The 19,652-nt window shown below is 39.7% G+C and carries 18 protein-coding genes; 4 read left to right on the forward strand and 14 right to left on the reverse strand.

The window, feature by feature from the left end; genetic code table 11:
- Positions 1–213: 213 nt before the first annotated feature.
- The 4 genes from NYR17_RS07325 to NYR17_RS07340 are packed head-to-tail and all read left to right on the forward strand — an operon-like array spanning position 214 to position 5,351.
- Complete coding sequence (locus NYR17_RS07325) at positions 214–1,698, forward strand: ankyrin repeat domain-containing protein (RefSeq protein ID WP_302505069.1); 1,485 nt, start codon at positions 214–216, stop codon at positions 1,696–1,698.
- Between the two features lie 7 nt (positions 1,699–1,705).
- The gene (locus tag NYR17_RS07330; protein ID WP_302505070.1) at positions 1,706–2,182 is read left to right on the forward strand and encodes a DUF2271 domain-containing protein; all 477 of its coding nucleotides are present in this window, start codon (positions 1,706–1,708) and stop codon (positions 2,180–2,182) included.
- 15 nt (positions 2,183–2,197) lie between these two features.
- Positions 2,198–4,369, forward strand: coding sequence for a PepSY domain-containing protein (locus NYR17_RS07335; protein WP_302505071.1), 2,172 nt, complete (start codon positions 2,198–2,200; stop codon positions 4,367–4,369).
- A gap of 1 nt (position 4,370) precedes the next feature.
- Positions 4,371–5,351 carry an FAD:protein FMN transferase gene (locus NYR17_RS07340; RefSeq protein ID WP_302505072.1) on the forward strand — a complete coding sequence of 327 codons (981 nt, stop codon included), beginning with the start codon at positions 4,371–4,373 and terminating at the stop codon, positions 5,349–5,351.
- Here NYR17_RS07340 and NYR17_RS07345 read toward each other — a convergent pair.
- The 14 genes from NYR17_RS07345 to NYR17_RS07410 form a co-directional block, all read right to left on the reverse strand.
- The gene (locus NYR17_RS07345; RefSeq protein ID WP_302505073.1) at positions 5,338–5,841 is read right to left on the reverse strand and encodes a thermonuclease family protein; all 504 of its coding nucleotides are present in this window, start codon (positions 5,839–5,841) and stop codon (positions 5,338–5,340) included. The genes NYR17_RS07340 and NYR17_RS07345 overlap by 14 nt on opposite strands.
- Before the next feature lie 66 nt (positions 5,842–5,907).
- A complete protein-coding gene (locus NYR17_RS07350) occupies positions 5,908–6,117 on the reverse strand; it encodes a hypothetical protein (protein WP_302505074.1) in 210 nt (69 codons plus the stop codon).
- Between the two features lie 4 nt (positions 6,118–6,121).
- Positions 6,122–6,604, reverse strand: a complete 483-nt coding sequence (locus NYR17_RS07355) for a hypothetical protein (protein WP_302505075.1) — start codon at positions 6,602–6,604, stop codon at positions 6,122–6,124.
- A 141-nt stretch (positions 6,605–6,745) separates the two neighbouring features.
- Positions 6,746–6,922 carry a hypothetical protein gene (locus tag NYR17_RS07360; protein ID WP_302505076.1) on the reverse strand — a complete coding sequence of 59 codons (177 nt, stop codon included), beginning with the start codon at positions 6,920–6,922 and terminating at the stop codon, positions 6,746–6,748.
- A 124-nt stretch (positions 6,923–7,046) separates the two neighbouring features.
- Positions 7,047–7,637, reverse strand: a complete 591-nt coding sequence (locus tag NYR17_RS07365; protein WP_302505077.1) for a retropepsin-like aspartic protease family protein — start codon at positions 7,635–7,637, stop codon at positions 7,047–7,049.
- Between the two features lie 12 nt (positions 7,638–7,649).
- Positions 7,650–9,263: a hypothetical protein gene (locus tag NYR17_RS07370; protein ID WP_302505078.1), complete on the reverse strand. Its 1,614-nt coding sequence runs from the start codon at positions 9,261–9,263 to the stop codon at positions 7,650–7,652.
- A gap of 9 nt (positions 9,264–9,272) precedes the next feature.
- Positions 9,273–10,295: a GTPase domain-containing protein gene (locus NYR17_RS07375; protein ID WP_302505079.1), complete on the reverse strand. Its 1,023-nt coding sequence runs from the start codon at positions 10,293–10,295 to the stop codon at positions 9,273–9,275.
- A gap of 11 nt (positions 10,296–10,306) precedes the next feature.
- Positions 10,307–11,320 (reverse strand): hypothetical protein, encoded by a 1,014-nt coding sequence (locus NYR17_RS07380; protein ID WP_302505080.1) that lies wholly within the window; start codon positions 11,318–11,320, stop codon positions 10,307–10,309.
- Positions 11,321–11,353: 33 nt separating this feature from the next.
- Positions 11,354–11,533 carry a hypothetical protein gene (locus NYR17_RS07385; protein ID WP_302505081.1) on the reverse strand — a complete coding sequence of 60 codons (180 nt, stop codon included), beginning with the start codon at positions 11,531–11,533 and terminating at the stop codon, positions 11,354–11,356.
- Between the two features lie 486 nt (positions 11,534–12,019).
- Positions 12,020–12,706, reverse strand: a complete 687-nt coding sequence (locus tag NYR17_RS07390; RefSeq protein WP_302505082.1) for a hypothetical protein — start codon at positions 12,704–12,706, stop codon at positions 12,020–12,022.
- A 66-nt stretch (positions 12,707–12,772) separates the two neighbouring features.
- Complete coding sequence (locus NYR17_RS07395; protein WP_302505083.1) at positions 12,773–13,465, reverse strand: porin family protein; 693 nt, start codon at positions 13,463–13,465, stop codon at positions 12,773–12,775.
- Between the two features lie 73 nt (positions 13,466–13,538).
- Positions 13,539–16,349: a DNA polymerase I gene (gene polA / locus NYR17_RS07400; protein WP_302505084.1), complete on the reverse strand. Its 2,811-nt coding sequence runs from the start codon at positions 16,347–16,349 to the stop codon at positions 13,539–13,541.
- Positions 16,350–16,529: 180 nt separating this feature from the next.
- Positions 16,530–18,854 carry an ATP-dependent helicase gene (locus NYR17_RS07405; RefSeq protein WP_302505085.1) on the reverse strand — a complete coding sequence of 775 codons (2,325 nt, stop codon included), beginning with the start codon at positions 18,852–18,854 and terminating at the stop codon, positions 16,530–16,532.
- Between the two features lie 164 nt (positions 18,855–19,018).
- The gene (locus tag NYR17_RS07410; protein WP_302505086.1) at positions 19,019–19,591 is read right to left on the reverse strand and encodes a hypothetical protein; all 573 of its coding nucleotides are present in this window, start codon (positions 19,589–19,591) and stop codon (positions 19,019–19,021) included.
- Between the last annotated feature and the right edge of the window lie 61 nt (positions 19,592–19,652).

The following is a 19,652-nucleotide window of genomic DNA, read 5'->3' on the forward strand; positions in this document are numbered from 1 at the left end:
AGGTAAGCGTATAAAGGTCTACAAAAATACGATTGCTATTTAACCATTTGATTTTTACAGCATCTATGGGTGTGTGAAGGATAGAGGCGGCATCCTTTTTTGAGGAGGAACGACGAAAAAAAAGATAGAGCCGAAAGCCCGACCCGAGGGGCAGGAATAAGCCTCGGCGAGGGGCACGCCCTAAACATAACAGAACTATAAAAAATTTAGATTATGAAAAAATACATCATCCTCAGCCTTGGGCTTAGCGTGAATGCCCTACTGGCGCAAAATACTCTTTTAGAGAAAAACTTCTGGCAAAATCGTCCCAATGTGGCGGTCGTAAAAGCGGAAATTGCGAAAGGCAACAGCCCATCAGCGGCTAATCCAGCTAACTTTGATGTGGTTACCCAAGCGATTATGCAAGATGCCCCTCAAGAGGTGGTGCTCTATCTACTCCAACAACCGGGAAATACCGTGGATAAGCTTACACACGACAGCCGAATCTACCTCCATTGGGCAGCTTATAGAGGAAATTTGGATTTGGTAAAATGGCTTTTGGAACACCAGTCGGACATCAATCATATGGACAGCAAGGGCTATACGCCTTTGGTTTTTGGGGCTAACTCGGGGTTGAAAAATCCTGCGCTTTATGATTTATTTTTTCAATATGGCGTGCCGCTTCACCAAAAATATAAAGATGGTGCCGAGATTTTTCACTATGCCATCGCGAATGATGATGCCAACCTCACTTTAACAAAATACTTCCTCGGCAAGGGCTTCCAGCTGAATGCCAAAGATGATTTAGGGCGCACCGTGGTAGATTATGCCGCAAGAAGTCAAGACCCTGAATTGCTGAAAAAACTCATCCCCCAAGGGGGAATATACACTGATGAAATCCTCCTCTTTGCTGCCAAAGGCACTAAAAACGGCGCGGAGGCACAGCCTGTATTTGATTACCTAATCCAAGATCTTAAAATTTCGCCTAAAACGGTGGATCATGAGGGCAACAACCTACTTCATTTCCTACTATCAGGGCGAAATATGAATGAAACGCTTGCCGCAGAATTCATCAAACAAGGCATCAGCGCTGAACAAGCCAACCACGAAGGCGTTACGCCACTGATGAAAGCCGCCCAACGCAATAAAAAAGCGCTCGTAGAATTGATGGTTCAGCAAGGGCTTAAAAACATCAATGCTGTGGATAAAAAAGGACTCTCCGCCCTAAGTTATGCTATGCAGAGGGCAAGTCCAGAAATGGTGGAATACCTGATTAGCCAAGGGGCAGATGCTCAAATTAAAGACCGAAAAGGCAACAGTCTCGTGTTCTATGCCCTCAATTCTTACAGCGATAGAAATAAAAATGCCGTATCGGATATTTTGAAAAAATTAGAATTATTGAAGCAAAAAGGCATCGTGATAACACAAGCTCAACCTGATGGCAACACCTTAGCTCATCTTGCTGTTAATCAGCATAGTGTGGCGCTTTTAGAGGCTTTAAAACCTTATTTTACCGACATCAATGCTCAAAATGAGGAAGGTCTTACCCCGCTCCACCTCGCCGCGATGCAGTCTAAAGATATGCAACTTATTGAAGCCCTACTCCGCTTAGGTGCTGATAAAAACATCAAAACTTCTTTAGATGAAACCGCCTATGATTTGGCAAAAGACAACGAAATTTTAGGTCAAAAATTAACAGAAACAGCAATTTTAAAATAATACAACAATGAAATTATTAAAACCGATCTTCATATTAGGTAGTCTCCTAACCGCAGCGGTGAGCTTTGCTCAAACCTCCACTTACAAATGTATGCTTCAGCTGAAAAACTACAAAGGCGAAGGGGCTTATGTGGTGGCTTCCCTCTTAGATGATAAAGGGAAATATGTGAAAACCTTAGCCGTAATGGGCGATGACGACCAATGGTACAAAACCGTGAAAGAGTGGCATAAATTCCAAAAAGTGAAAAAAGAGAAGTTAGATGCCATCACGGGGGCTTCCATTTCGCCAGGGAGTAGAGCTGCCAAAGTGTTCAAAATTGAAGACCAACTCCTCAACAAAGGCTATAAAATAAGATTTGAAACCGCTGTGGAAGATGAGCCTTATTATAAAGACGACATTGAAATTCCGCTCAGCACTTCAGAAATTACCCAAAAATACGAGGGCAAGGGCTACATTCGGTTTGTGAAACTCAACAAAGTATAATATAGATTATCGTTTATGCAGACCTCGCTGTGGCGCTCTATCCATGGGATTTTAGCGTGCTTAGTTTCTCTGTTTTTAATTATCGCCTCCGTTACAGGAGGCATTTTGGCGTTTAATCAATTCTGGGAATCTACCCATACACCGCACCGTATTGGGCAAGAAACGCTCTCGGAATTAGTACCCAAAATTCAAAATCAACTTTCCGAAATTTCGGAATTAGAGGTGGTTCATCAGCAAATCATCGTTAAAGGTTTTGATGATGAAATGAACGAAGTAACCGCCGTGGTAGAGCCTTCCACAGGGCAATTGATGGGCGCTCCTACCTCACCTCCAGAATGGATCAAAACCGTGACCACGCTCCACCGCTCGCTGTTCCTCCACGAAATGGGTAGAAGCATTGTTGGTGGCGTGTCCGTTTTATTTCTTTTTTCCTTGTTGAGTGGCTTCATCTTGCTGTACATCAGGCAAGGGCACCGCTGGCTCTCCAATTCCGAAATGCGTAACAAAGCCGATTTTATCCACTTTTTGGGAGGAAAATGGTTCTCGCTACCGCTGATGATCATTGCCCTGACTGGAAGCATTTTATTTTTGTTCCGCTTAGGTTGGTTAGAAGAAAAAGAAACTCCCACCATTGCGCTATCTGCACAACACACGAAAAAAATTGACATTCAGGATTTTCCGATTTTTAAAAATACGCCTGTCAAAGAGGTTCAGAAATTAACTTTCCCTCTATTTGAAGATGAAGAAGAATTTTTTGAGCTAACCACCCTCACTCAAAAACTGAAAATCAACCAACAAACTGGTGATGTGGTTTCTCGGCAAGAATTCCCAGCAACGCACCATTTATCGTATTATAACAAAGCCATTCACACTGGCGAAATCCACTGGGCATGGGCGTTGGTTTTATTTTTATCCTCGTGGATCATCCTCTTGATGGTGGGCTCTGGCGTATGGCTTTGGCTCAATCGAAGACCACAACATCTTAAAAATCAATACACTGCCGAAGAGGCTGAATACATCATTTTAGTCGGCTCCGAAGGCGGCACCACTTGGGCTTTTGCAGAAAAAATCTATCAACAATTGCTCAACTTAAAACAAAAGGTGTTTTTAGCTTATCTTAATGATTTTCAAAGTTTTCCAAAAGCCAAATACCTTATCATTTTCACTTCTACCTATGGCGATGGTGATGCTCCTCATCACGCCGAAAAGGCTTTCAACTTAATTAAAAATACCGCTCAGCAATCACCGATACAATATACCGTTTTGGGCTTTGGCTCAAAGAGTTATCCTAATTTTTGTGGTTTCGCGAAAGATTTAGACCAATGTCTTGCAGAAATGCCGTGGGCGGAGCCTTTGTTGCCACTCCACACCGTGAACGACCGCTCCTTGGAAGAAATAGCACAATGGGCAACCGCGTGGAACGAAAAACACCGCCTCCAACTGATGAGCAATCCGATGTATTACCACCTGAACATCGTGCCAACGGAGACTTTAACCGTTATCAACAAAAGCGATTTAGACACTGAAAATCAGACCTTTTCAATCGTTTTCAAAACCTCTTATCAGGATTTTTCATCTGGTGATATTTTAGCCATTTACCCTGAAAACAACGAAAAAGAACGCCTCTACTCTATCGGAAAAGTTGGTCAAGATTTGCATTTGATGGTCAAACTACATCCTCACGGCTTGGGTTCTCAGTTTTTACACCAACTTACGGTTGGCACGCAGCTCAAAGGTAGAATTATTAAAAATCCTTATTTCCACCTGCCTGCCCAAGCTCCTGCTGTTCTGATGATTGCCAATGGCACGGGCATCGCACCTTTTTTGGGTATGATCCGCAACGCTACGCCTGTTAAAAAATACCTCTACGCAGGGTTTAGGCACCGCACAACAGCCACAATCAACATTGAAAAAGAGGCTTTAAATTTTGCACAACACCATCATATTCAAGAGGTTAAAACAGGATACTCGCAATCCGAAACGCCTCAATATGTTACAGATTTGGTGCGAGAAAATATAGCCACCGTGGCTTCCATTTTGAGAAATCAAGGCGTGGTGATGATTTGTGGTGCCTTAGCGATGCAAAAAGACGTGGAAGCGCTATTGGACACGCTATTACCTCATTATCAGCTCCATTCCGTGGCTTACTATAAAGAACAACATCAGATTTTAACCGATTGTTATTAAAATGAAACCGCTATTTCGCTTTAAATTAGGATTGATTTTAGCCTTATTTTTTCATACTTTTTTGCTCGCACAAGTGGCTCAGCATAGAGCGGTAACCCTTATGGGCAGCAGGTTTGACATCACCATTGTTGATAAAGATAGCCTTGCCGCCGAGCATAAAATAGACCTTGTCATTCAGGAAATTAGTCGGATAGAAAACCTCATCTCCGAGTGGCAGCCACACACCATCATCTCCGAAGTGAACCGCAATGCTGGCATTCGCCCTGTGGTAGTGCCCCGCGAAGTTTTTGAACTGACCCAAAGGGCTTTATATTTTTCTAAAATAACCGATGGTGCGTTTGACATCAGCACGGCTTCTATGGACAAAATATGGCGTTTTGATGGATCTATGCCAAGTTTGCCTCCTGAGGAAAGCATCAGAAAATCAGTACAATATGTGGATTATCGGAATATTATTTTAGATGAAACGAAGTCTACAATTTTCTTGAAAAAAAAGGGAATGAAAATTGGTTTTGGTGCGACAGGCAAAGGCTACGCCGCAGAAAAAGGCAAGGCGCTGATGCAATCTTTGGGCGTAAAAGCTGGCATCGTGAATGCTTCTGGCGATATGGCAGTATGGGGACTTTCGCCGAAAGGAAAGCCTTGGCGCATAGGCATTACCAACCCTTTTCGTCCGCAGCAAAGCATCAAAATTCTCTCGCTCCAAAATGAAGCCATCGTAACCTCTGGCGACTACGAAAAATATGTGATCTTAGGCGGTCGGCGCTATGCACACATCATCAATCCAAAAACGGGTTATCCCTCCACAGGGCTCACAAGTGTGACCATTAAAGGCCCCAACGCTGAATTTGCCAATGGACTCAGCACTTCTATTATGGTTTTAGGACTCAAAAAAGGGAAAAAGCTGATGAAGCAATTTCCCGATTATCATTATTACATCATTACCGATAGTGGTCGCGTGGTACAATCTAAAGGCTTTTGATTTTTTTCCTTTTTTGTTGGCGCCATTGTTCGGGGGCGATGGCATCTTCTGACCAAATGCCGATTTTCTTTTGTCGGGCTTCTTGCTCTAAACGGGTATAGGTAGGGTCTTTGGAATATTTTTTGAAATGCCACGCCAGCCCTTGCTTTACCAAAATTTGATTGAGAATGCGCCCATCGGGCAAGATAATTTCTGCAATGAGCCGACCATAACGGTCTTTTTTCTGATGATGGCGGACTTGCACTTGCTTTCCAAAAGCTAAATCCGATGTAGCTTGCTTGGCTTTGGTGCCGAAAAGCTGCTTTTTTTCTGGGCAGTCTATATGCGCTAACCTCACGGTCATCGGCTTTCCGTCCACCAAAAGCTCAATGGTATCGCCATCTTTTACACCAATCACTTTATAATACACCTTCTGTTGAGGATATGATACCACACTAAGGAATGCATTAGGTAAATAAAAATAAAGAAGTAAAAAAAGTAACGGTTTCATTTTAGTTTTTGTTGTTTTTGGAAGGAAAAAGAAAATTCTAAATAGTTTTATTTGTTTATTTAAATTTTACGATTTTCTAATTATTTTCCACCAAATGTATTTAATAATATAATAAACATTTAGCGCCACTGTCCCCACGATGATAATAGGCAACAAAACCACAAATAACCAATAGTTGATTTCCGTGTAGCCCATTCCAAAAAGCCCTCCCAAATAGTGGAGAAATACCACGCAAATCCCAAATAATCCTTTGAATATATTTTCAATGAGTTCCATTATGCTATTTTTTATTGGATTTATTTTTTCTTTCCTTGAAATATTTAAAGAATTTCCTATTCGCCCAAAAGGATAAACCTAAAAACAAAGGAACTAATATACAGTAAATCAAGATGTTGATAGAGGTGTAAGAAATCCCTGTGAATTGACTTAGATCGATTAAACCGTACATCACAAAATCAAACCATTTTTGAGTATGCACCTTAAATTCTGGACTTCTCTGTGCTAATGGTGGCTTTTTGTAAACCACATAAACCGACTCTGTTTCAGTGTTTTGATACACTTTAATATCGCTGGTAGAGAGCACCACAGGGTACTTTTTATAAATTTCCTCTTTTTGATTTTGAGGCAAATGTTCTGGTAAATAATTGGTAGTGGCATCATAACTTATTTTGGCAAAAAGAATGAGAATACTGAAACTCAATCCATAAAGCCACCTTTTATAATAAGGGCTAATATGAAATTTCTTGCTGATTCTGTATATCATCACAGGCAAAGCTATAAGACACAGAATGATTAAAAGAGGATAAATGAACATGGTGTTATTATTTTTTGATACTTTAATTCAGTCATAAAAATAGGGTTTATATACTAAAAAATCAATATATAAACCCTATAAAATCGCACTTTATGATTTTTTCAATTGTGATTTAAAAAAATTGCTAATTTTAGTTTTGGTATTTTGTGGGATATCGGTCTGATAAATCGAGTATTTCGCTACGCCCATTTCTTTAAACCATTGGTCCAAAACGGCATTAAGCACATCTTCTTCATAAGGGGATTGTTTTGAAGGATTGATATTCATCTAATGTTTTTAACGCTTGTTTTGTAATAAGAAACTCAGCGAGAAAAGTAACATCCTTCGCGAATTTGATCTTTTTCTTCATTTCAAGGTCTAAATATGATGTAGGTATTCATTTTACTAAAAATCAGTTTTTGAGTTTTATCCGATTATTTTTATTATCAATTTCTATACTTCCGAATTGCTCTAACACACTCTGTCCCAGCAATAAAGGTGCTTCATTATTATCAATCACCAAAGCGGTAATGTTATGCAATACTCTATTACCTATTTTTACGGTTTTTAGGTTAATCATCATCCCTTCGGAAATACCTCCTGTAGCATCTTGCATGGCTTGGGTTCCAATAAAATCTTCTTCCTTTAAAGTGCCTTGTCGGTATAAAACAATGGCTTCGGCTTGGGAAATACAAATATTACTCGCCCCTGTATCAAAAATAAACCTCAGCCTAATGCCATTCACTTCCACCCATACATAGCGTACACCACTTTCTTTTTCCATTTCCAAGATTGTATATTCACTATCAGGAGTGGGTGTGGGCTCTGCCGCTGGTATGGATTCCATTGATTGCTTTTGTGGAGGCACTTCTGGTAGTTGGACACCGTGGACAGGCTCTAAAACCGTAGGAGACTGTTGGGCTTCGTTCTGAAAAATCTCTGCATCTGGATGTTTGCAACTCCACAAGGCTAAAACAACGCCTAATATCAACTGTTTTTTCATTGATTTTTGAGTTTATTTTTTATAACTCGGTACATCTTTAAACTGGTTGTCTACCAACTTGCCATCTCTAAATAAATAAGAATTTCTCTTTTGTAATAACTCACCATACGCCTGTTCTTTTCCAGTATAAGGTTTTCCAATATCATTAGGATTGGCTTTAAAAATACGGTGGACCACTTCCTCAATCGGCATAGGCAAATTTTCCTTAGGAAATTGTTTTTCTATCATTTTTTCAATTTCCGCATTATTGAGTTGTGCATTAGGTTCCGGTGAAAGACTTAGAGTATCTTGTTCTTGATGGGACTCTACTGGGACGACTTTAGCTTTATCATCATATATTCTAACTTCTGCAGGTTGCTCTGTTTTTTTCGTGCCAGAAAAATATCTATAAACCCAAAGCCCTCCTACCAACATCCCTCCTACAATTGCAAAGAAAAGCCCTAAACCTAAAGCAATAATTATGATATTTTTTTTATTTAGCTTTATTTTTTTATGCTTTGGGCGATCATGGCCATCACCATCATAAGGCTCACTCGGATAATGCTGTTGCGGTAATGCGGGCACCTCTCTCATTGGTTTTGGAACTTTATGAGAAGGTGTATTAAGTTTTGAAAGTTGTGGAAGTTTTTTGTTATGGTTAATATTTCCCTGAACTTCTTGTTGGAGCTCCGTAATTTGCTGCTTGGCTTTTTCTATTTCTGAATAAGATAGTTTTTCACCTTGTAAACGAGAAAATAGCATACGAATTTCTTCATTCTTAGCATTGATATTTTCTACTAATTTATTGTTTTCATTTTCTAAAACCGTTAATTTTTCCGTATTTTCTTGATGAATACGCCGATTTTCTTCCAGTTTAGCCTTATTATCCTGATGATATTGTGTAATCTCCTGACTCCATTTTTTTACCTGATGGAATATTTGTTCCACCTCTTTTTTCTTTTGTTGTTCTATTTTGGCTTGTAATGCCTTGAGTTGCTCTCGTTCCATTACAGGGATCAAACCTTTGCTATGGGTAAAATCTGCAATTTCCTTATTATGAGTAAAATAAATCGTATCATATAAACTAAGCAATTGGAGACCTTGCTCAAAATAGGTGGTAAGATGAGTATACAAATCCTTATCATACACCAACAATGCTTTTTCTGTGATCGCAAAACGGACATCTTCTATGGGGTGCATTTTTTGCTCTAACCCTGTAAATTCTTTAAAGCCCTCTACCTTAAAATCATTAGAATGCTTGACTTGAATATCTCCCGCCTGAATATTTTGAGGATTTTTAATCAGTTTTTTATGAAAATCACCTAATGCTTTGATGGATTCTTTAACCTCTATTATCGTATTGATACCTAAAAGCGCTGAACCTACAAATGTACCTCCTCTGGTAGACCCTACTTCCTGAGCATAAGTATATACGGCATAGGAAATTACTTTTTGCCCATGGCTAACCTCTTTTCTCAGTGCCCACATTTGGGTTTTATCAAACAGTTGTATAGCATTGGTTTTTATATCAAAAGTTTTAGGCTCTATATTAAGTTGCACATTTTTATGTGGAGAATAAATAGATTGAGTGAAGCCATTGGGATTTCCAAATGTGCCAAAAACAGCAATATTAAAATCTTGTTTCATCTTCTTCTATTATTTTAATCCTAAAGACCACTTGAGTTGTTCCCCAAAAGTACCTTGATATTCTACATCTACACCTGTAATACTTTTGTACAGCCATTTGGACAATCTATATGCCGAATCTAAATTGAGATTTTTTATCCGCTCTCTATTTTCTCCTTCTCTGCTATAAAGTTCCCCTATCGTATAATAAGTTTTTGCCAACCCATTGGTTTCTAAAAAATTATGAGTTAAGGGCAATTTTTCTTGTACAAAATTATCCAATTCTTCTTCTGATGACACATGCTGACTTCCTGATTGATCCCATTTAGAAATAACTAAAATAACATTGGTATTATTTAAATTATGCCTTTTCTGCTCTAATAAAAATAGGAATTTTTTCAATAAAGCATCTTCTCTGTGGGCAGCTCTATACCCTGTTACTAAAATAAAAGTTAAAGGAATATCAGCGGATAAATAAGCATCTATACTGGAATGTAGCATCCCCGCTCTTCTTATCTCATTCCAGTTTTCTCCCGAGGTTTCTAAGAAAGTTAAATCGATAGGAGGGACTTTTTTAGATTTGTTATTAGGCTTGAACACTAAATCCATACGGGTTACTTGGTCTCTGGTTGTACGCCCAGGGAGAATACCTCTTGAGATATTTTCAAAAAACTCTTCTAATAAAACCTCTGCTTCTTTTGTATTGGGTGTACCTATTTTAGGACTTAGCACACCATATTTAGTCTGCATAGCATAGAGCATAGAAGATAGAATCACAGATTTTCCGGACTCTCCACTTCCAAAAAAACTAATAAAATTACTCTCCTTATTGATAATAGTCGTAGGTTTAGATGACACAAAATCATCGTCATCATCATCTATAATTGATGTACTTGGTATAAAATCCGATTTTTCATCACCAAAATCAATCGGTTTTATTTCTCTTTCATGATCAAAAAAAGAGGTAATAGGTTCTAATTTTTTTTCTTGTGTAGTTTCTTTTTGATGTTGTGGTTCATCATCGAAAAAGATAGGCTTTATTTCGTCGCTCATTATTTTTTATCTTAGTTTATTAAACTTGTTCCTTTTTTCTTATTAAAAATATTCTTTTTTCGGGAATTATCATCTTGGTCTGTTACCAATAATATAATGATAACAATCACGAAATCTAATAATATACACCCTGCCAGCACTACAAACTGGTACATTCCAAAATTATCAATAGCGTGTCTAAATGCATAACCAATCTTCCCTACCTCGTGTGCGTTAGACGCTATGGGTTGAAATTGGTATTTAGCTCCTAAGATACTCTGCGCTTTGTTGCCTAATTTATTGTATTCTTGCACAGATGCTTCTATTTGTGCTACAGCAGAACCATTGATAATTTCTGGAGTAGAAGCCAAAAGTTTTTGTGTTTTTTGGTTCCACTTAAGCACGGCGGCATCTATCTCTTCTTTTAATGCTTTTTCTTCTGGATTAAGCACCTCCATCATAGTAATAATCTGCTCTGCCATTCTTTCTGCCAAATCTTTGTACCCCGCAGGGGTTTGGTTAATTGGTGTAAGTGGGGTAATGGGCTTGCCTAATTTTTTCTCAATTCTATTGATAATCGCTCTGGCTTCTGGTCCTATACCCTGATTTTGCGGGTCTTGAATCTGAATAACCAACTGATTGACTTCACTAATAATGTCTTGTCTGGTTTTAGGATCCACACTATAGGTTAGTCGGCTATCTACATCAGCTTGCAATGCATTGAACTGATCATTGATTTTTTTAATCTCTGTGGAATAGATTTCGGTTTTCATAAACCGAGTATACAGTGCATTAAAATTAGCAATAAAACAAAATGAGGCTATAAAAATATAGATCCCCACAAGCCCCCTCGTAGATTTCCCTTTTATTTTGGCATCTCTTAATAGCCAACATAAAAATAATAGCAATAAGGAGAGTACCAATGCAATTACAAAAGAGGCACCGCCAAAAATCTGTGATAGCCCTAACCAAGTTTGCCAAAAACTTACACTTACTAACATAATAGCTAATAGAGCCAAAAATAAATCTGTTGCTTTAATATTCATTTTTTTTATAATTTTATTTAATGATTGTTTTTATTATCTACACACACTGCAAGTTCCGCCGTTTTTAGCACAATTTTTACAACCTGTACAGTTTTTACAAGCAGTACATTTTCCTTTGGGACTGCAGCGTCCGCCCATAGTATAGTCGTATACGCCGTAAGAGCCGAGGCATAGCCCCACGCCTAATAAACCTAAAATGATTGTTTTTTTCATGTTTTATAATTTTAATAATTGTATTTCAACGCCTTCTTAAAATTTTCTCCTGCAAAATAACATGGGGCATCAGACAAAAGGTGTCCGTCTATTATAAAATTAAGGGAATTTTTTCTCATAGTTGCCAGATGATCGTGATAGAGCAAGGTTAATTTCCCCAACAGTCCCATAGCCGAAAGCGCCGGCCGAGAATAAAAACCTCTCCACTGACGGTATTTTTTGGGGAAATATAAAATGATTATGCGTGATGCGTGATGCGTGATGCGTGATGCGTGATCTACTACTAAGATACGAAAAATCAGTAGATTACACAAGAAAAACAGGATATTTCTCACACTTTGTATCACTTTTCAATGGTTATTATGATGCCACAAATTTAATCTTTTTTTAACATCTACAAAATATATTTTTGATTTTTTTAACATTTCGTTTAAAAATCATTATTCGCAAAAAAAGACTATTATTTTTATACTAATGACAAAAAAGCTATTCCTCAAAACCGATAGCTAAAAAGGCTTCGGTGAACCGCAGTTGGAAGGCTGTTTTGGGAACGGTAAAAGAAGTGATACTATGGAGTGGAAAATGATAACTCGCCTCTACAAAATAGCGTGGTGTAATAGCGAACCGACTACCAACCAAACCTTTAGCGTGTAGAACTTGAAACCGCTGCCGAATTTCGGATTCTATATCATCGCCATGAGAAGGTGGCGGTGGGTCTGTGGGTGGTTCTTTTCGGACATTTTTCTCTTGGTAAGTGGCATAAAAAATCAGTGTAGGCTCTACACCAGCATAGATTTGGAAGCGCTTTTCGGTGTAATAAAAACTCAATGCCGTGCTCACTTCATAAACTGCTAATTTCATTTTTGCAAGGCGATACGGTGCAATCCCCAAAGGCAATTCTCGCTTGCCGTACAACGAGTTTTTGACCTTCCCACCCGTTTCGGCTAAGGCAACGGAAGCTTCTATTCCCGTGTTTTCAGACAGGGCATAATTTCTTTGATATTTCAAAAAATAGCCTATTTTACCACCAGAAACCAACTTAACCGAGGTATCATCCGCCCCCGCTTTTACCCAAGAAGTATGCATACCTGCCACCCAACTTTGCCTCAAATTTTGGGCAAAAACCAAGCAACCGACATTTAGAAATAAGAAAAATATACCGTATTTTTTCATTTTTTTATAAAAAAGAGAAGCCACCCTAAGAAAGGGCAGCCTCTTTTATGATTGTTGTTTTTATCATTAGAACTTGTAGCCTACGCTCACTTGGAAATACCTTTGTTTAGCGCTCACATAGTCGGTATAGTTTTTATTTAAACTTGAAATACCGAAGTTATATCTGGCATCAACAAAAATATTGTTATTAAACATATACTCGCCGCCAAGGTGAAGACCAAAGTTAGCCCCTGCCAATTCATTTTTGATGGCATCATCAAGTTTAAATCCTGCATCTTGCTCTAATTCAGACTTAACATCTTGACCATCAGCTTTAATTTTAGTACTTACCCCAGCTTTAAAATTTACATCAAAACCGCCTAAAAGCGAAAATTGATTAAATGTATATTTCAAAGACACAGGTACCGAAATTTGATTTAAAGACAAAGTGGCTTCCGCTTTATTTAGCTCAATGGCATCAGGGTCAATCCCGAACTCTGTCAATTGTTGCTTGCTAATTTTAGAGGGATCCACAGTTGCTTTTGCCCCTACATTGGTATAAAGCACCTCACCTTGAAGGCTTAGATTATTCCCTAAACCGTACTCCACAAACGCACCAGCACTGAAGCCAGACTTGTTTCCTAAAAGAACTTTTGCACTGGAAACTGCCGCTTTAGCACTTACATTAGACAAGTTATAACCTGCCTTTACACCGTATTTCACTTGAGCATTTGCCGCTCCGAAAAGTGCTAATGCACCTAATAGTAATGTTTTTCTCATGTTTTATTATTAAAAATTTTGGACAAAGATAAACTTTATTCTAATAATAACCAACTTTTCAATACAATTTCTTCTAATGCGCTTCTAACCAGTTATCGCCGATGCCAACCTCTGTGAGGAGGGGCACTTGGGTAACATACGCCTGTTCCATTTCTGTTTTGATGAGCGCTTGGGCTTGTTCTACCTCATCTATAGGCGCCTCAAAAACCAGTTCATCATGCACTTGGAGGAGCATTTTGGTTTTTAAATTTTGCTGAGAAAGCGTGCGGCTGATATTAATCATTGCTAATTTAATAATATCCGCAGCACTGCCTTGGATTGGAGCATTCACCGCATTTCGTTCGGCGTGACCACGCACCACAAAGTTATTAGAATTGATGTCTTTCAGATGTCGGCGCCTACCCATAATGGTTTCTACATAACCCTGCTGGCGGGCTTTTTTGACCTGTTCCACCATAAAAGCTTTGAGCTTAGGGTAGGTCTCATAATACGAGTCTATCAACTGTTTTGCTGCCGCCCGAGAAAGCCCCGTTTGTTCAGCCAAAGCAAAAGCACTCTGCCCATAGATAATTCCGAAATTAACCGTTTTAGCCTGACTTCGTTGCAGTTTTGACACTTCTTCTATCGGAATATTAAACAATTTAGAAGCTGTGGATGCGTGGATGTCTTCGCCATTTTGGAACGCCTTAATCATCGTGTCTTCGCCGGAAATCTCCGCAATAAGCCTCAACTCTATTTGAGAATAGTCCGCAGAAATGATTTTAAAACCCTGATCCGCCACGAAAGCCCCACGCACCTGCTGTCCTCTAAGTGTTCGGATGGGGATATTTTGTAAATTTGGATTGTTGCTCGCCAGCCTGCCCGTAGCCGCCACGGTTTGTGCAAAAGTAGTGTGCACCCTACCATCAACAGGGCTAATCTGCTGCGGCAAAGCATCTACATAGGTAGATTTAAGCTTCTGCAATTGGCGATAATCCAAAATCAGTTGGATGATGTCGTGCTTGCCAGAAAGCTTTTGCAGCACCTCCTCCGAGGTGGAATATTGCCCTGTTTTCGTTTTCTTGGCTTTGGCATCTAATTTCAATTCTTCAAATAAAACCTCGCCGAGTTGTTTGGGAGAGTTCAGATTGAACGGTTCTTTTGTGAATTTAAAAATCTGAGTTTCTAAGTCTTTTAAATCCCGCTCTAAGTCTATGCTTTCTTGAGCTAACCACGCTTCATCAAGAGCTACGCCAGCCAATTCCATCTCCGCTAAAACTTTAACCAAAGGCATTTCTATATCATAAAACACCGCCTCTACCGCTTCTTTTTTAAGTTGTGGCGCAAATAATTCGTAGAGCTGGAAAGTAATATCGGCATCCTCGGCGGCATATTGGGTTTGCTCCTCTATGGAAACGGCACGCAGCGTTTTCTGATTTTTCCCTTTCTTGCCAATAAGACTTTCTATCTCTATCGGTTGATAATCCAAGTACATTTCCGAGAGGTAATCCATACCGTGTCTGCCATCAGGATTGAGCAAATAATGGGCAATCATCGTATCAAAAAGGGCACCTTGGATCTCAATTTGGTACTGCCGTAGGACTTTATAATCAAATTTGAGGTTGTGGGCGATTTTAAGGATTTCTTCATTTTCAAAAAACGGTCGGAAGCGCTCCACCACTGCCTGCGCCGCCGCTCTATCCTCAGGAATCGGCACATAGTACGCCAAGCCTTTTTTATAAGAAAAGCTTAATCCAATCAGTTCCGCTTGCATCTCATCTAAGCTCGTGGTCTCCGTATCAAAGCAAACGGCGGACTGCGAGAGTAAGTTCTCCACCAATAGCCGCTGCCCTTTTTCGGTGTCTATATATTGATAAAGGTGGTCGGTATCTTGGATATTTTTCTTGCTGGTGGTGCTTTTCTCCAATGCCTCAAAGTCTGAAAATAAGTCCAACTGCACACCCCCTGTCTGAGGCTGATTTTCTTGAACAGGCGCCGCCGCAGGGGTTTCCTTTTGAGTAAAAGCTCTATAAAGATTTTCGTATAAACGGCGAAATTCTATCTCTTCAAACACAGCTTTAACCGTCTCAAAATCTGGAGTTTCTAAGTCGTATTCGGTTTCGTTAAACGCAATAGGCGCATCACAAAGGATGGTGGCTAATTTTTTAGACAACAAACCACGCTCCGCCGATGCTTCCACTTTTTCTTTTAACTTGCCTTTCAGCTGGTGGGTGTTTGCCAATAGATTTTCCATTGACCCAAATTCTTTGATGAATTTTTTGGCGGTCTTCTCTCCTACGCCCTCTAAACCTGGGATGTTATCCACGCTATCCCCCATCATTCCTAAATAATCTATGATTTGCTTAGGGTGGTCAATCTCATATTTGGCTAAAACTTCCGGCACGCCTAAAATCTCAATATCACCACCTTTTAGTCCTGGTTTATAGATTTTGATATGATCCGTAACGAGTTGCGCAAAATCTTTGTCTGGCGTTACCATAAAGACTTCGTAGCCTTGTTTCTCCGCCTTGCCAGCAATAGTGCCAATGACATCATCTGCCTCATAGCCTTCCACGCCCAAAATAGGAATGTGCATAGCCTCCAAAATACGATGGATATAAGGCACCGCAATTTTTATCGCCTCTGGTGTTTCGGCACGGTTGGCTTTGTAGTCAGAAAAATCTTCGTGCCTAATATTCTGCCTGCCCACATCAAAAACCACCGCCAAATGGCTTGGTCTTTCCCTTTTAATGAGCTCTATCAGTGAGTTGGTAAACCCATAAATAGCCGAGGTATCTAAACCGTTGGTGGTCAATCTCGGGTTTCTGATAAAGGCATAATAACCCCTAAAAATCATTGCGTAGGCATCTATTAAATAGAGCCTTTTGTCTGTGGTATCCATCATAGAGCAAAGATAATATTTTTAACGCAACCGAGTTGGTTTTAAAGTAGAAATCTCCATTGAATGCCTTTTTTAGACTTCTATTTTTGTTTTTTATTGAAATTAAACGGCTTTTTTATCTCAAAATCAATGTTTTTCGCTTTTTTATTTATCACCAATGATGATGCATTCGTATAATCTCAGTTATAATTTTTCTAATTTGGCAAATTTCAAAATCAGGTTTTTCTCGCCCTCGTGTTCAAAGTCAATGCGCGCCTTCACATTAGAGGCATCGGAGCCGTCTAAAAAGACCACCACGCCTACACCAAAACGATCGTGCCGCACTTGATCCCCCACCTGAATTTCATCTCCAGCCCCTGCCGGCGTTTTAATCTGCGCCGATGCCAAAGGCGTTAGCTTTTGTTCCGTGGTTTTCGGCTCTAAGCGCTTAAGGGTTTTCTTCGGTTCTTTCTTTCTAAACGCTGTAGCTGCTGGTGGCGTATCATCAAAAATATTGGATTTAAGCCCCGATGTATTGATGTATTTTTTCTCGACATTGGGATTGAGGAATTCCAAATATTCCGCCTCTATCTCGCTGAGGAAGCGGCTAGGCTCGGCATCTGTAATTTTTCCCCACTGAAATCTGGAAATGGCATAAGTGAGGAACGCCTGCTTTTCGGCACGGGTGAGCGCCACATAAAACAGTCGCCGTTCTTCCTCTAAATCTTCGCGCGAGGTGCTGCTCATAAAGCTCGGAAAGAGGTTTTCCTCTAAGCCCACCAAATGGACAATAGGAAATTCTAACCCTTTGGAAAGGTGGATAGTCATCAGCGAAACTTGGTCTTCATCCTCTTGTTTATCCTGAGTATCAGAAGATAACGCAATATTTTCTAAGAAATTAGACAGACTGGCATCTCCATCTTCTAACTGCTGTTGCTCCTCAATGAAGCCCTGCATAGAGTTCATCAATTCTTGGACATTCTCCAATCGGGAAATGCCTTCTGGCGTTTGGTCGTCCTTTAAAAATTTAATCAGTCCGCTGCGTTTTACCACTTCCATACCCACAGTGTAGGCATCTTCGGTTTTGAGCATCACTTGGAAGGCTTTTATCATCTGCCAAAAGTCATTCAGCTTGTTTAGGGCGGCATTATTCATCCCTAAATGGGCGGCGTGGCGTGGCAAATCGGATAAAACTTGAGCAATCGTTAAGCCCTGAGCATCAGCATAAACCATCAGTTTATTTTGGGTGGTTTCTCCAATGCCTCGGGCGGGATAGTTAATGATTCTAAGCAATGCCTCGGTATCGTTTTCGTTGACCAACAGGCGGAGGTAGGCTACCAAATCTTTAATTTCTTTTCTTTGATAGAACGAAAGCCCGCCATACACACGGTACGGAATGCCTTTTTTACGGAGGGCATCCTCAAAGGCTCGGGTTTGAGAATTGGTACGGTAGAGAATCGCGAAATCCTTGAACGACCGCTGTTCCGTATGGCGCTTTTCCCAGATATTACTTGCAACAAAACGGGCTTCATCTGCGTCTGACAGGGCTCTGAATACCTTTAGCCTCTCGCCTTCTTCATTCTGACTAAATACATTTTTTTTGAACTGCATTTGGTTCTTAGAAATCACGACATTAGCAGCATTAACGATGTTCTGCGTAGAGCGATAATTTTGCTCCAAAGCGATGGAAACCGCGTCTGGATAGTCTTTTTGGAAGTTGAGAATGTTGTAAATATTAGCCCCTCGGAATGAGTAAATAGATTGGGCATCATCTCCCACCACGCAGATATTTTCGTATTTAGATGCTAAAGCCTTAACTATCAGATACTGAGAATGATTGGTGTCTTGGTACTCATCAACCAAAATATAACGGAAGCGCTCTTGGTACTTCGCCAATACCTCTGGAAACCTCGTGAGGAGTTCATTGGTACGGAGCAACAAATCATCAAAATCCATAGCCCCATTTTTGAAACAGGTGTCCACATATTTTTGGTAAATCCGCCCTAAGAGCTTCATATTGGCTTTCGCATCTGCCTCCAACAACTCGGGATTGTTGTAATACGCCCGCACGGTAATCAGGTTATTTTTGTACTGCGAAATTCGGGCTTGTATTTTCTTGGGTTTGTATAAATCCGAATCTATATTGAGGTCCTTAATGACTTTTTTAAGCACATTGAGGGAGTCTTGGGTGTCATAAATGGTAAAATTAGAGGGAAAGCCGAGGTAATGGGCTTCGCTCCTCAATATCCGTGCAAAAACCGAGTGGAAAGTCCCCATCCATAGGCTGCGGGCATCACTCTCGCCGACCACTTTTGCGATCCTCTCCTTCATCTCCTTGGCGGCTTTGTTGGTAAAGGTGAGCGCCAAAATGTTAAAAGGATCTACCTCATTGGTAATCAGGTGGGCAATGCGCATCGTGAGCACTCGCGTTTTTCCAGAACCAGCACCCGCTAAAACCATAAGAGGACCATCTAAAGTGGTAACTGCTTGATACTGTGCTTCGTTCAATCCTTTTAAATAATCTATCATCTTGGCGTTTTTAATTTAAGAACTGACAAATTTACAACCTAAAAACGATAAATAAAAATGGCTTTTTGACTTCACTGCGAACCATTTCATATTCAAAAATTTAAGGATAATAAAAAAGCACGAGCCAAAAACCCGCGCTCTTCCCTTTCGTTAGAAAGGTTATTTTATGAATAAGTTACCTTAAAGTCTTTGAATTCTATCCTCTCCGATTTTCCAAAACCACCGGTGTTTTTTGTATGATATCTATTTTTAAATCGTAACAATTTGATGATTTGAGGCATTCCCTCTTCTACATCTTTATAAACGAATGTCAATTTGATCTTCTTGGGTGTATTTAGAAAAATTTCTCCTTGATACTCTTCGGATTTAAAATAATCCATCTTTATTTCATTGCCTTCAATATCAAATGTTGAGCATTCATCAATATAAAAGCTTTCATTCTCGTGGATGGGTTCAATAAGCAAGGTTATGGTGACCAGCTTTTTGCTTTTATCGCCTTGAACTTTGGTGATTTTGTAAGTTGTATTTTCGCCTTTGACCTCCAATATAGGCTGGTTGATGTCCAGCGCCTTTTTGAGGTAAATATTCTCCGACTTGACCGATTGAATTTCGGTGTGTAAATTCTTCACACTGATTTTAAGGTCTTCAATGTCTTGGCGTAAATCTTTGGTGCTTTCTTGTGCGGGAAAGTTGAGCGCCGAAAAAAGACATAAGCCCAATAATAAAGGTTTATTCATAGGTTTTGTTTTATGGTTTGCTGACAAATGTACAACCTAAATCCGAAAAATCAAAACCCCT

Source organism: Riemerella columbina (assembly GCF_030517065.1).
Lineage (GTDB): Bacteria > Bacteroidota > Bacteroidia > Flavobacteriales > Weeksellaceae > Riemerella > Riemerella columbina_A.